12 protein-coding genes and 2 tRNA genes are annotated in these 12,341 nt (G+C 68.3%); 7 read left to right on the top strand and 7 right to left on the bottom strand.

The genetic code is table 11. From position 1 onward, the window contains the following. The coding region (locus KBX50_RS30510) for a hypothetical protein (RefSeq protein ID WP_210941320.1) at positions 1–894 on the top strand (894 nt) is incomplete at its 5' end. Between the two features lie 37 nt (positions 895–931). Here the strand turns inward: KBX50_RS30510 and KBX50_RS30505 are convergent. After that, on the bottom strand, positions 932–2,005 hold the full coding sequence (locus KBX50_RS30505; protein ID WP_239095958.1) for a nucleotide kinase domain-containing protein: 1,074 nt from the start codon (positions 2,003–2,005) through the stop codon (positions 932–934). 50 nt (positions 2,006–2,055) lie between these two features. Between KBX50_RS30505 and KBX50_RS30500 the strand changes: the two genes are divergently transcribed. After that, positions 2,056–2,370, top strand: a complete 315-nt coding sequence (locus KBX50_RS30500) for a hypothetical protein (RefSeq protein ID WP_204000618.1) — start codon at positions 2,056–2,058, stop codon at positions 2,368–2,370. Positions 2,371–2,445: 75 nt separating this feature from the next. Here KBX50_RS30500 and KBX50_RS30495 read toward each other — a convergent pair whose 3' ends face one another. The 5 genes from KBX50_RS30495 to KBX50_RS30475 all read right to left on the bottom strand — a co-directional run bounded on the left by KBX50_RS30495 (position 2,446) and on the right by KBX50_RS30475 (position 6,789). Continuing rightward, positions 2,446–3,111 carry a hypothetical protein gene (locus KBX50_RS30495; RefSeq protein WP_210941319.1) on the bottom strand — a complete coding sequence of 222 codons (666 nt, stop codon included), beginning with the start codon at positions 3,109–3,111 and terminating at the stop codon, positions 2,446–2,448. A 392-nt stretch (positions 3,112–3,503) separates the two neighbouring features. Further along, on the bottom strand, positions 3,504–4,454 hold the full coding sequence (locus KBX50_RS30490; protein ID WP_247674723.1) for a tyrosine-type recombinase/integrase: 951 nt from the start codon (positions 4,452–4,454) through the stop codon (positions 3,504–3,506). Positions 4,455–4,707: 253 nt separating this feature from the next. Next, positions 4,708–5,247, bottom strand: coding sequence for an XF1762 family protein (locus KBX50_RS30485; protein ID WP_210941317.1), 540 nt, complete (start codon positions 5,245–5,247; stop codon positions 4,708–4,710). Further along, complete coding sequence (locus KBX50_RS30480; RefSeq protein ID WP_210941316.1) at positions 5,244–6,080, bottom strand: TRM11 family methyltransferase; 837 nt, start codon at positions 6,078–6,080, stop codon at positions 5,244–5,246. Before KBX50_RS30480 ends, KBX50_RS30485 begins: the two co-directional genes overlap by 4 nt. Beyond that, the gene (locus tag KBX50_RS30475) at positions 6,073–6,789 is read right to left on the bottom strand and encodes a hypothetical protein (protein WP_210941315.1); all 717 of its coding nucleotides are present in this window, start codon (positions 6,787–6,789) and stop codon (positions 6,073–6,075) included. The genes KBX50_RS30480 and KBX50_RS30475 overlap by 8 nt, the downstream gene beginning before the upstream one ends. 674 nt (positions 6,790–7,463) lie before the next feature. Here KBX50_RS30475 and KBX50_RS30470 point away from each other — a divergent pair. The 5 genes from KBX50_RS30470 (at position 7,464) to KBX50_RS30450 (ending at position 10,916) form a co-directional block, all read left to right on the top strand. Beyond that, positions 7,464–8,258 carry a hypothetical protein gene (locus KBX50_RS30470; protein WP_210941314.1) on the top strand — a complete coding sequence of 265 codons (795 nt, stop codon included), beginning with the start codon at positions 7,464–7,466 and terminating at the stop codon, positions 8,256–8,258. A 685-nt stretch (positions 8,259–8,943) separates the two neighbouring features. Next, on the top strand, positions 8,944–9,210 hold the full coding sequence (locus KBX50_RS30465) for a hypothetical protein (RefSeq protein WP_210941313.1): 267 nt from the start codon (positions 8,944–8,946) through the stop codon (positions 9,208–9,210). A 159-nt stretch (positions 9,211–9,369) separates the two neighbouring features. After that, positions 9,370–9,442, top strand: a tRNA-Val gene (locus KBX50_RS30460). 12 nt (positions 9,443–9,454) lie between these two features. Then, positions 9,455–9,527 (top strand) — tRNA-Glu (locus KBX50_RS30455). A 21-nt stretch (positions 9,528–9,548) separates the two neighbouring features. Then, the gene (locus KBX50_RS30450; protein WP_282101713.1) at positions 9,549–10,916 is read left to right on the top strand and encodes an SDR family NAD(P)-dependent oxidoreductase; all 1,368 of its coding nucleotides are present in this window, start codon (positions 9,549–9,551) and stop codon (positions 10,914–10,916) included. Between the two features lie 146 nt (positions 10,917–11,062). Here KBX50_RS30450 and KBX50_RS30445 read toward each other — a convergent pair whose 3' ends face one another. Beyond that, positions 11,063–12,073 carry a DUF5954 family protein gene (locus tag KBX50_RS30445; protein WP_210941311.1) on the bottom strand — a complete coding sequence of 337 codons (1,011 nt, stop codon included), beginning with the start codon at positions 12,071–12,073 and terminating at the stop codon, positions 11,063–11,065. Positions 12,074–12,341: the final 268 nt, after the last annotated feature.

The following is a 12,341-nucleotide window of genomic DNA, read 5'->3' as shown; positions in this document are numbered from 1 at the left end:
GATCACTCAGCCGCCGCACGCGTACGGGATCTGCCACCGCCACAGCCTGACCGCCGCGACGCCGCCCGGCCGACAAGCCGAACGGCGTGTCATCCAACACCGCGAACGTTCGTGGTCACGGCACTAGACGTCTCCACTGCGTGGGTCCGGACCTGCCGAGCGCTGCTCGACGTCCCCACACACCGCGCCTTCCACACGGTCGTGCGCATCCTCGATCCGCAGCGTGACGATCCGGTGGTCCGGGCCGAGCTCGACCGGATCCTCGCGGTCAAGGGCATGCAGCCGGTGCGCACCGTCGCTAACACCATCTTCCCGGCTGCCCTCGCGGCCAACACGGCTACGCACGAGGATCTCGTCAGCCGGTACAGGAATCTCTATCCGGCGCTGAAGCGGATGCACAGCAGCAACCGGCTGGGGACCTACTTCCACCGGCTAATCGACTACCCCGGCAAGGACGGCGGCGTGGACCAGATCGGTGGCATCATCCGCCAGCTGCGCCTGCAGGGTAAGATCAACCCCAAGTCGGCCTGCTACGAAGCCAACCTTGCCGACCCGTCCACGGACGGCAAGTCCTGGACCGCCTCCGCGCCCATTCGGGTACCTGGACGAGACAACGGCATCATGCAGTTTCCGTGCCTGAGCCACTGTTCCTTCCAGCTCGACAACCGTACCCGCCGGCTTCACCTCGCCGCCCTGTACCGCAGCCACTACATGGTGGAAAAGGCGTACGGCAACTACCTCGGCCTGGGGAACCTGCTCGCCTATGTGGCGCGGCAGAGTGACCTGGAACCGGGCACGCTGACTGTTACCGCCGGCTACGCCCAGCTCGATGGCTATGCCATCAGGCTGTTGCGACCGCTACTGACCGAGACCACGCCGATGTTGGCGGCATAGCGCCGCCCACCTTCACCGCCGGACCCGGCCACCATGGTCAGGGTTCAAGCCGGGCGGGGCCGTTGATGCCCCACTTAGGCGGAAACCAGGCCGGGATCGCGTCAGCGACGGCCTGGAAGCGCTGCTTGATCCGGGTTCGGCCGCTGACGCCGGCGACGTCCGGGTGCGCGACGCGCGCATATTTGTCGACTTCGCAGAACAGGTTTTGGCAGTCGATGAGCTGCAGCGGCCGCCCGTGCAGCCCGCGGAACCGCAGTCCCAGCCGCTGAAAGTGTTCGTCCTGGTGGTCCGCCATGTAGTGGATGATGTCGGCTTCGATACCGATCGCCGCGGACCCGAAGCATTTGCGGATGCCGTCGCGTGCTCCTGGTCCGGGCACGACGAACTCCATCTCGCCGTAGCCGTAGGACGCTGAGTAGTTCAGGTCGATCAGATACTGGTAGGCCAGGAAATCGCCGATAGCCGGGTAACCACGCAGGAGGTTGAAAGCGGCTCGCATGGAGCCGGCGTCCCGCACCCGATGGGGCGCTCCCGTGCTCATCAGCATCTCGATCAGACGCAGATGGTTGCCGTGTTTGCGCACTTCGCCCAGCGACGGCGGCGGCACCACGTAGGCGGCTGAGTACAAGCGCTGTTTGCGGGCGAACGCCTCGGTGAGCACAGTGTTGTACCCGTCGAAGGTGTAGGTCTTCCAGGTAGGCGTGCCGACCGCTGCAGTGAGCAGCTCCCATGTCGAGATCTTGTTGAAGGTCTTGAACAGCAGTGTCCGAAAGAAAACCTCATCGATGTCCTGCTCGCCGGCGTAGGACACGCGGGAAATCAGGTACTGGCTTACCCGGTCAGCGGCCCGGTAACAGTTCGTGAAACGGTGCTGGCTCAAGATCGGATCGTTCGTCCACGGCCCTGGCCGGCCAGCGATGCGCGCCTCGTAGATCGCCTGCCTCGTGGCCGCAAATCTCCAGTAGGTGTCAAACACCACTGTTGGGGACAGCCGCCGGCCCGCGATGGTCACCTGCGGCGGCGGTTCGCCGTCGCCGACCTGTTCCCTTCCGGGAGTACAGCGGAGCGGTTCCTCGTGCCGAGGCCGGGCCGACGCCGTCGCGGTAGTCATCTTGCCGCCTCTCGTGACGCGATACGCGTTACGTGTTGCACCATACTCGTATGCAGATCGAAGCAGCGGATGACCGGCGGTCGCTTTCAGCTGCGATCTTCGGTAACCGTGCCGCTGCGGACGTCATCCGCGCGATCGTGGAGCTGACCCAGATGGACAACCAGGGGGTCACCACCCGTATGGTCGCCCGGCACGCCGGCCTGGGCGACAGCATCGTGCGCCCGGTGATGCTGCGTCTGCAGTCGGCCGGAACGCTCACAGCCCGGCCCCGGGACAGCGGGCCTCGATCCGCGCTGCACTACGACGTCAAGCCCGGCGTCCTTTGGGACGCCTTGCGGCGTGTTACTGAGGCTATGCCCGGATAGGAGCGACTCGCTGCCGGCGCGCCCTTGCGCTTCAGAATCAGGATCAAGTAGTTGCCCACAGCACTCACACGGCCTTTAGCGGCGCACGGCCAGTCCGCGCGCGACCAGCTCGTCGGCGATGAAGCTGTGCACCTGTTGCACAGTGAGATCAGGGACAGCAACCGCGACGCCGGGGTGCTGACGCATCAAGGCCCGATAGCCGGAAGCGACGGCATCGGAGTTGTTGTTGTTGTCGTCCTCGTGAGGCTCTAGGAACACGAAGACGACAGCTGCGGTGATCGGGGCCCACACGGCTTGGATCAGTCGGCGAAAGTCCGCCTCCGGCAGGCCGGATTGCCGCACCGGTCCGCCGTACCAGCCGTACGCCATGGTCGACCACCACCAGCGATCCAACACCAGCGCTCTGGCCTCGGTCGCGGCGACGAGCGCACGGTGGTTCTCGGCGTGGCAGGCCAGGTGTGCCAACTGCCGAGCGAACCCTGATACGGGTCCGTCCTGCTCAAGCAGCGAGTAGACGCCCCGCGTGAACGGTGTCGTGCCAGATGGCATGTGAATCAGGTCGACAGAGGACGGCTCGACAACCTGGGTCAGCATGGCCAACTGGGTGCTCTTGCCGGCACGGTCGAGTCCTTCGAAGACGACGACCGAGCCTGGTGCCAACCGCAGCGCGAAATCTTCCACATCAATAACTGTGGATCGGCCGCAGCCTCCGACAGAAGGCCGCAATCTCCTATCCGACATCGCCTCTCGGCCGCACCGCAACCGTGGTTACGCCGCTCGGGGATCTTCGCCGGCCGGCTCTGCGGCAATGCAATCAGCTCGTCCGAGCACTCCCCTGACCTCGGCGCTTCCTTGCTGCTGCTGATCGCTCAGTCAGCTTCAGCATGTACGCCTTCCGCGCGTGCTGCGCCATGGTGTTACGGACCTCAACGGGAAGAGTGCCGTCAGGGTCAACCTGCCGTTCGAACCGGTCAAGGAAGGCTCTGGTGCCGGCCGCAGTGCGGGCAGCGCGGTCGGCGGTGTTGGCCCAGGAGACGTGCGCGGCGATGGTTGCTCGACGGCGACGTTGCTCTGGCGTCAGGCCAGCCGGCCGCCGCCCTTCCCCGGCTCCGGACTGCCGGACGTCATCGCGGTCAGACACGTTCACCGATCCCCATCCGTGCCTGCACGTGCTGAGCCCGCTCGGCGGCGGCGCTGGCCCCGTAGTGGCGGGGCATGTCGTCGGAGGTCCAGCCGAGTAGCAGCATCAGGTCGCCGGTGTCTCCCCCGGCCAGCTTCCACTCGTGCGCGTAGGTATGCCGCCACCGGTGAGCGTGCACACCCTTGACTCCGGCACGTTGGCCGCGGCGTTTGAGCATGAGTTTGATGCCGTTGGCGGCCAAGGGCCGTGCGCCGCGTACGGCGATCCACAGGTCGGGCAGGCCGACGGCGCGGTGGCTGCTGCGGGCGCGTAGGTAGCGGCTGATCGCTCGGGCGGTCTTGGGTCCCAGGCGGACTCTTCGATCCTTGGCGCCCTTGCCGTGGTAGTGCACGGTGTCGAGCGACAGGTCGATGTCGCTGAGCTGGAGATTCGCTACCTCGGACAGGCGAGCTCCGGTGTTGGCCAGCATCCGGATGATCGCCTCGTCGCGGACCTGCACGAAGTCCTTACCTTTGCAGTTGTCCAGGAGCTTCTTGGTGTCCTCGTCGCGCATGATCGGGATCAGCCTGACTGGCGTCTTCGGTTGCCGGACCCGCAGCATCGGCGACTGGTCGATCTCCTCCTCATCCAGCGTCAACCACTTGAAGAACTGCTGTAGAGCCTTGTGCTTGTTGAGGGCGGTCGACGCCGAGCGGGTCTGCAGCATCCACGCCTGAAACTCCTCAACGTGGCGTCGGTTCACCGCCGTTGGCGTATCGGCCGCCTTGCTGCCGTCGGGTTGGGAGGTGTGGGCGGTTAGATATCGGCCCATTTGGGCTGCGGCCAGCAGGTAGTTGTACCGAGTTGTCGCCGGGTAGTTCCCGGACCTCAGCGATCGGTCCCAGTCCGTGAGGAACGCTGACCATGCCGGCGAGAGATTCGCGGCCAGCTTTGCAAGATCCATCTTCATGACGGCGACGCCCCTCGACCCTCGAGCCCGGGAAGACCCGGCGCGACGTGGCAGCGCCGAGCGCAGCTCAGAGTGGACGACAACCTGCGCGGTGCACCGCGCCTCCCCCTCCGATTGAGGCCGCCATCGTGAGCGATCCTGCGGTCCAGCGACGCCCCGTTCAGTCCACCTGCGGCCACCACCTTCGATGGCCCTCGGGTCGGACGGATGCCACGGGGTCCGGTCGAACGGGCCGGTGTGGGGCTAGTCATCCGGTTTCCCTCCGCCTTCGTGGCCGGCGCACCCTTCGGGGTTCGTGGGCCAAGTCGGGGATGGTGACCTGCCAGCGGGTGCGGGCGATGCGGTCGGCGCCGTGCGACGTTCGGGGTTGGGTTGGCCGGTCCCAGCCGGGGGTGGCGGGCAGGTCGGCTGTGGTGGTCCAGCCGGCGGCGCGGAGGCTGGTGCCGGGTTCGTCGGCGCGGGTGTAGGTGATCATCCGCTGGTAGCCCATGTGTCGGGCGACGCGCCAGGCGGCGGCCAGCAGGACGGAGCAGGCGTTGCGGGATCCGTCAGTGGCCAGGCCGGTGATCTCGGCGGTAAGTCCGTCGTCGAGGTGACGGGCGAGCGGTCGGCCGACCACCGCGACCCCGAGGAGCATGCCGGCATGGTTGGTCAGGCCGAGGGAGAACGTGTGGCCCTGCGGTGCGGTGAGGTGTCGGTGGTGGGTGGCGATGAAGTCTCTGGCCCGCCGGTAGCTGATCGGGTGCACGCGAGGACGGGCCAGACGGCGGTGCGGGCTGGCAATCATGGGCGCACTCCGTGCTGGTCGGATGCAAGGTCTGCGGTCGGCTGGTGCCGAAAGACGTAGATGTCCTCGTAGGCGCTCAGGTGGAGGGAAAAGCCGTCCCACCGCGGGGTGGTCGTTGCGGGCGGGCGGACTGGCGACGTGGGGACGAGCCGGCCGTCGTGGGCGCCGGTGAGCACGCCGATGGTGTGCTCGATGAGCGTCAGACCTGATGCGCTGCCGGCGGCGGGGATCGCGTCCGGCGCTTCAACTGCCGGGTAATTGGGGTGGGGGCGGAGGGTGACCACGACGGTGGCGTCCGGTCGCAGCAGCGGCAGACAGCCGGTGAGTACGGCGGTCATGCCGGCGGAGAGGTCGACACGGCGGGTGCGGTGCGCGACACGGCCTTGCAGGGGGCGTCCGTGCGGCGGTGAGGTCACCACCAGCGCGACACGTCCCCGCAGCGCCGACGGCAGCACGTCCGACAGGGCGGTCGCGTCGCCGGCCAGGACCATGCCCTGCCCGGTGCCGCCGGCCTGGTTCGCGCGGTGCAGGTTCGCTTGGGCCAGCCGCACCCAGTCCGGCTCGTACTCGACCCCGATCGTGTCGCGACCCGCCGCCACCGCTTCGATCAGCGTGGTGCCGACACCGGCCAGGGGGTCGAGGACCAGGTCTCCAGGCTGGCTGTATCGGATGATCGCGGCGGTGGCCAGGTCGGGCCACATCCGTTGCGGATGCGCGGCCGAGCCGGGGACGTACTTCCCGCGCCGTTGGACGGCGACCGGGCGTTGCCCGAGCAGCCACACAGACCGCTGCGGCACCGACATCAACGACGCGCTGACCTGCCAGTCAGCCACGGCGGCCACCCGCCACCACGAACACGAGGACATCGACGCGCACAGGACGTCCGGTCTCCGTATCCCCGGAGGTGGTGTCGTCCTCGGGCGCGGTGTCGCCGCTGGTGACAGCGGTGGGGACGGTGATCACGATGATGCGTTGCAGGTAGCGCATGCCGCCGGAGCGGGCTTCGGGGATCAACCGGCGAGCCTGTTCGGGGTAGCTGCCGCCGTCCTGGGTCGGGTCGACGATGAGCACGGCGAAGCCGTCCGGGGTGACCACCAGCCGGAACGCGCGGAACAGATCCGCCCCAGCCTCGACCGCCAGGTGTGGTCGAGGCCACCGCAGCACGACCAGGTCCACCTGGACGGCGTCGATGTCGGCGAGGTCGGCGGGCTGAGTCACCGGCAGGTACAGGCGGCCGGTCGCCGCAGCGGCTTCCCGCAGGCCGGGGTCGCCGTCGAAGTCGACCACAGTCCCGTCGCGGCGGCTGTAGGTCACAACGATGCGACGCGCCAACCGCTGGTGAATCGTTTCTTCGTTGTCGCCGTCCGTGCCGACAGCACGCCAGATCGAGATCGGCACCGGCGGACCGGCGGTGAGGTCCACCCGGAGGAAGTCGCGGTACGCGACCCCATCGGGCGGGGGTGTGTCGCGACTCGCTTGTTCGCCGCGTCGCGGCTGAGGCGACTCGCCGGGGTGTGCGGGTGTTGCGAAGGGTTCGGTCATCGGCGGGTGGCTTCCACCGGCTGGCCCGTGCTCACGACTCCCAATAGGGCAACCAGGCCCCGATGTGCGGGGGGCTGCCCGGCTCTCCCGGCCAACAGCACCCAACAGCGACGCGGGCCGGCAGGACCGTTGGCCAACAGGCCGCCAGGTGGGTCGGGCCGCTCGACCCAATGTCTTGCCCAGAGTCCGGGCTGGTTCAGCCCAACGGCGGCCTGGCGCCACCCAACGGCATGAGACAGCCCGCCCAACAGGCGATGCCCCGCCCCGCCTTAGGCAGTCAGCCGATCGGCAGGGTCGACTCTTCTGGCGACACCGCCCGCTGGCAGACCCGAGCTCCGGGCGGTGCGCTCTGTCGCGTCGACCGTGTACACCCGGCGAGACAGCAAGAAACCCAGCCGCTGCCGCTGTTGGACAAGAACCTGGCCAACAGCGGCCAACAGGGCCTTGAGCTGCACCAACAGCCGGCGTTGGCCACGCGCGTGAACTCCGGCCGTTCGTGAGCTGCGCCGGACCGTCGAGCGGTCAGGGACCCGACCTGCACCCAACACGCCCGTACCCGATACACCCACCACTCACCATCCATCGGCGAACACCGAGTGCTGTTGGGTGGGTGTGAGTGGATGAGCGTGGCCGTGCCAGTCGGTACGGCGCTTCGGAGCCCTCGGGAGAGGTTCATGCCGTCCACCTCCAGCCGCCTGTCGCCGCTCGACGCCCACCAACGCGCTTTCGATCTCCTCGTCCGGCGGCCCGTGCCGATCGCCTTCGACGGCCGCGGCATCCCCGGCTGCCCGCAGCGACTCATGGCCCTCGACGAACTGAAGGCATTTCTGCTGAACCGCGACACCGCACCGCAGGTCCGCGACACGGTGTGGCGGGAGTTGGTCGTACGGGCCCGCCGTGACGGCGCCGGCTGGGGCATCGGCGCGATCGGCATCGCCCTACCTGGCCTACGCAAGCGGGCCGGTAACATCACCCGCGGTTTCCACCGCGACGTCGAGGACATCGACGCGGAGATGCTCAAGACCTTCTGGGAACAACTCCTGGAACGCGTCGACGCCGACCAGCGCCGCGTTCTCGGGCGCATGCTCGACGCCGCCGAACGTGCCGGACTCAAGATTCGCTACGCCGACGTCACCACCGATCCACTCGACAGCGAACCTGCCGGTCCCCGCACACCACTACAGCCGTGGGACCACCCCGACTTCGTCCTCGCACGGGCCGTTGCCATCGGCGTGATCGACGCCGACGACGCGAACATCATCGCCGAAACCCGACTTGAAGGCGTCACCGTCCAGGTCGCCGCCGCCCGCCGCGGCATCCACGGCCAACTCGCCTCACACTGGCGCGACCAAGCCGAAAAACGCCTGATCAACGCCATCCGCAAGGGCGAACTCGCCCACGTGCGGCTACGGCCACATCCCGCCAAACCCATCCATCGGACCACGCTGAGGGCATGGCCCGGCGAATAGGCCCACCCGGGAATGCGGCACAGGCCCTCTCGGTGGTGATGTCGTCCAGAGCAGCAACGGCCGAGCCATGTGCCGTCCGCCGGCCGCCGAAGGGAAGCCCTATGGCGGCGCCGGCGCAGCCTGAGATCCACGCGAACGATCTGCTGCTTCGCTCCTGGCAGCCGCCTGATCGCCGCGCTGCCGTGGCTGCCTACGCCGACCCGACCATTCAGCGCTGGCACTGCTGGTTCGCTGCGCGAGTAGAGCGAAGTACGGCAGCGCTCCGCCAGCGACATCGCCGCCGAACTCGCACTCACCCCCGAAGCCGTCCGCCGGAACCTGGTCCGATTCGGCAATCCCCGGCGGCCCGCCAGGGCTTCGCCACCATCGCCGCATGGTGCGGCAGGTCTACGGCAGCAAGCTGGGCACGGAGACGGGCCTACAGCCGGTATCCCGCGTCCAGCAGCGGCTTCAACACGCTCCGCGGCAGCCACTTCGTCGCCGATCGATGCTGTCCCGGCCGGAAGACGCGGTAAGCGACGCAATCTTCAGAAGAACCCAGCGACGTGACCGCGAAAACCGATCACGCCGTCCCTGATCAGGGCAACCGCCGGCGACAACGCTGGTGCGGACCTACACCAGCGGAGCGCCCCTCCCTCGGAAACCTGGTGCAGAGATGCGGATCGAAGCTGCGACACTTGCTTTCATGAAGCCACCGCTGTGCCTCGTCTGTGGATCAACCGACAGCGCTGCCCAATTCACCGTGGTGAACTTCGCCGTCAACGACCATGAGAGAGCAGGACTCGAAGCGCGCAGAGCCGTCGGCTGGGTCGGCCACCCGGAAAACGCCTACTGGTTCTGCGCCGAACACCTCCACTTCGGCACCGAACGCCAGTCGATGCACTGGCGCGACGCCGTCGCCGAGATCCGCGCCGTCACCGACGGGTACCCCCGTCGCCTACCGTGGTCCTAATCACCCTCGCCGTCCTCGAGCTCTCGGACGCCGCAGGGCGGTCCTCGGTCACGATATGGCGGCACGTCGACGCACGGGCAGCGCCGGTCGAGGTCAACACCATGCAGGCGTAAACGGTTGGCGGCATGGTGATCGGCGTCGCTACGATGCGTCGTGGTGGGGCCCGTAGCGCAGAGGTAGTCGCGTCGCTATTACATGGCGGAGGATGCCGGTTCGAGTCCGGTCGGGCCCCACCCCCCTCGCGTGGTCGGTAGCGCAGAGGTCGACGCGCCGCCCTCTCAAGGCGGAGGACACCGGTTCGAATCCGGTCCGACCACGCCGACGGGTTGGGAGGAATGATGGACAGCGCCGAGGTCGAGCAGGCCCTGCGGGTGCTCGGCGAGATCCGCGCATTGCCCGTCGACGACCCGGTCCGGCAACGAGTCCAACGCGCCGTGGACGGGCTGCTCAAGGACGCGCAGCGCCAACGGCGCGCAGATCGACGGCGCAAGACCGCCGCCGCTGACCGGGCCGTCGTCGCCGACGCCGCCACCGCCGCCGCCGACCGCACCGAAGGCGTACCGGTCAAAGAACTCACCGACCTGCCCCACACGGCCGGGGTCGGACGCACCCGGCGGGAGCGCCGCTGTTACGCCTGCCGCGACCGGTTCCGCACCGTCGACGCCTTCTACCACGCGCTCTGCCCCACCTGCGCGGACCTGCACCGCCAGCACCGGCACGCCCGCACCGACCTGACCGGCCGCCGCGCCGTGGTCACCGGCGGCCGGGTCAAAATCGGCTTCCAGACCGCGCTGAAACTCCTCCGCGACGGCGCCACCGTCACCGTCGTGACCCGATTCCCCACCGACGCCGCCCGCCGCTACGCCCACCAACCCGACGCCACCGACTGGCTCCCGTCACTGCGCATCATCGGCGCAGACCTCCGCGACCCCCGCCAAGTCCTCGACGTCGCCCAACGACTGACCGACGACGCACCCCGACTCGACATCCTCATCAACAACGCCGCCCAGACCGTACGCCGACCGGAATGGGCCTACCAGCCCCTCATCGCCGCAGAACTACACGCCGCCCCCACCAGAGTCGCCATCGAATCCGCCACCGGATTCCGACCCGGCGCCGCACCACCCGACTGGAGCGCCCGCCTCGCCGCCCTCCCGGAAACACCCCGCCGCGAGCTGACCTCCATCATCGACGCCACCGGCGCCCTGGTCGTCCCCGGCACCACGAACTCCTGGACCGCCACCATCGGCCAGATCGACCCCGTCGAACTCCTGGAAGTGCAACTCGTCAACGTCATCGCACCGTTCCTCCTACTCGACCGACTCCGCCCCGCCCTCACCGCACCCGGCCACAACCACCGATACGTGGTCAACGTGACCGGCCGCGAAGGCTGGTTCTCCGAAAACAGCACCGGCCCCACCCGACACCCCCACACCAGCATCAGCAAAGCCGCCCTCAACATGCTCACCCGCGTCGGCGCCACCGACCTCGCCCAACACCACGTCCACATGAGCGCCGTCGACACCGGCTGGATCACCGACGAAAACCCCACCACCATCAAAACCCACCGCGCCGCCACCGGCTGGCAACCACCACTGGACGTCACCGACGCCGCAGCCCGCATCTACCACCCCATCATCAGCGGCGAAACCGGCACACCACTACACGGCGTCCTACTCAAGAACTACACCGTCGTCCCCTGGTAGCAGCAAGGTCAACGACAGGGCCGACCTCGACGTCGGGTTGGGGACGTCTACCGTCACGGCAGGCGGGCCGCAGGGCGTGACGGGCGCCGCCTGCGGTCCCGGCGGGCCTACGGCGTACCTGCCGCCGAATGCCTGCCGTTATCGGGTCAGTCTGGTTCGGGCATCAGGCCCTGCGCGCGGAGTTGTTCGACCTGGCTGGCTGGCGGTGGTAGCGGGTCGTGGTCTGAGGGGCGGGGTCCTTCCGGACCGTCCGGGCCGTACCGGATGAAGGTTTCGACCCGGGTCACCCGGCACGGCACACCGCCCACCTCGAAGTCGTCGGTGCGTGGCGGACGGTGCGCCGCGCGGGCGCGCGCGTAAGCCGCCATCAGTTCCTCCATCGGGGTGTTGGCGTCGCGTGGAATGTCGGCGATGGCGAAGGACTCCGCGTCCCGGGCGGCCTGCGGCGTCGGGTACGTGGTGAACGACCGGGGTCGCCACCTGCCGTCGACGTGTTCCCCGACGGTGAACCCGACCGGGAGCAGCACCACGTTCGGGTGCGTCACCAGCGCCCGGCAAGAGTCGGCGTACACGTCCTCGGGGAAGGACGTCGCCGGGTAGGACGCCGAAACCAGTTCCATCCGCACGAGGGCGTTGGTGAGCCCGGTGCCCGCGGCCGGGTCGATGACGAATCCGTCCATCGGCGACGTGGTCTGCTGCGCCTTGCCCGGCGGGTACGGGTCCGCGTCGGTGGGCCGGGGCGGCTCCGGTCCGTCCGGTCCCATCCGGATGAACGGCTGCGCCCGGATGATCCGGTAACGACGGCCACTGACGGTCAGCTCATTGACCGGCTCCCAGTCGAGCACCTCGTACGCCGTCTCGTACGCCGCCCGCACGGCCGCGCTTTCGGCGGTCGGCGGCGTCTCGCTGAACAGCTTTCGGAAGTGGGACGCGAGGCTGTCGCGGGCATGCTGCGGCTCGTCGGCGTCAAGCCGCACGATCCGCCACCGGCCGTCGACCTCCTCGGCACAGCCGAAGACCGGCGCGCTCCACATCAGTGTGGGATAGGCGACCGAGCGGCGTCGGGCATCGTCCTCGGACACCGCCGACACGGGATCGTCCTGCTGCTCGACGGTGATCAGCAGGTGCTCAGACACTCGCTTGTCGTGATGGGCCATGTACGCATTGTGTGCCCCCGGATCGTCGAAAAGCAGCACCGCCACCACCACAGATCCTCCACTGTCAGCAACTTCCTCACAGGGACCGCCGCAGTTGGAGAAGGTCGCTGCGCGAAGGCGGGGGCAGGCGCACGTGCGCAAGTCCACCGAGTCCGATGCATGTCCCGGTCTCGAGGAGACGCCCCAACAGTTGGGTAGCCGTTGGCCGCTGTTGGGTGCCAGGTCCCCGCAGTTCGCGGCCGACAGCGGCTTTTGGCGGTCACAAGAC

The organism is Micromonospora sp. C51 (assembly GCF_018070435.1).
GTDB lineage: Bacteria > Actinomycetota > Actinomycetes > Mycobacteriales > Micromonosporaceae > Micromonospora > Micromonospora sediminimaris.
Note: the sequence above shows the minus strand (reverse complement) of the source record. Positions and strands in the feature narration are given on the sequence as shown.

Excerpts from the sequence above, each read along its gene's own strand:
- KBX50_RS30505 (WP_239095958.1), bottom strand. The coding sequence starts at position 2,005 with ATGACTACCGCGACGGCGTCGGCCCGGCCTCGGCACGAGGAACCGCTC.
- KBX50_RS30500 (WP_204000618.1), top strand. The coding sequence starts at position 2,056 with ATGCAGATCGAAGCAGCGGATGACCGGCGGTCGCTTTCAGCTGCGATC.
- KBX50_RS30495 (WP_210941319.1), bottom strand. The coding sequence starts at position 3,111 with ATGTCGGATAGGAGATTGCGGCCTTCTGTCGGAGGCTGCGGCCGATCC.
- KBX50_RS30490 (WP_247674723.1), bottom strand. The coding sequence starts at position 4,454 with ATGGATCTTGCAAAGCTGGCCGCGAATCTCTCGCCGGCATGGTCAGCG.
- KBX50_RS30485 (WP_210941317.1), bottom strand. The coding sequence starts at position 5,247 with ATGATTGCCAGCCCGCACCGCCGTCTGGCCCGTCCTCGCGTGCACCCG.
- KBX50_RS30475 (WP_210941315.1), bottom strand. The coding sequence starts at position 6,789 with ATGACCGAACCCTTCGCAACACCCGCACACCCCGGCGAGTCGCCTCAG.
- KBX50_RS30470 (WP_210941314.1), top strand. The coding sequence starts at position 7,464 with ATGCCGTCCACCTCCAGCCGCCTGTCGCCGCTCGACGCCCACCAACGC.
- KBX50_RS30465 (WP_210941313.1), top strand. The coding sequence starts at position 8,944 with ATGAAGCCACCGCTGTGCCTCGTCTGTGGATCAACCGACAGCGCTGCC.
- KBX50_RS30450 (WP_282101713.1), top strand. The coding sequence starts at position 9,549 with ATGGACAGCGCCGAGGTCGAGCAGGCCCTGCGGGTGCTCGGCGAGATC.
- KBX50_RS30445 (WP_210941311.1), bottom strand. The coding sequence starts at position 12,073 with ATGGCCCATCACGACAAGCGAGTGTCTGAGCACCTGCTGATCACCGTC.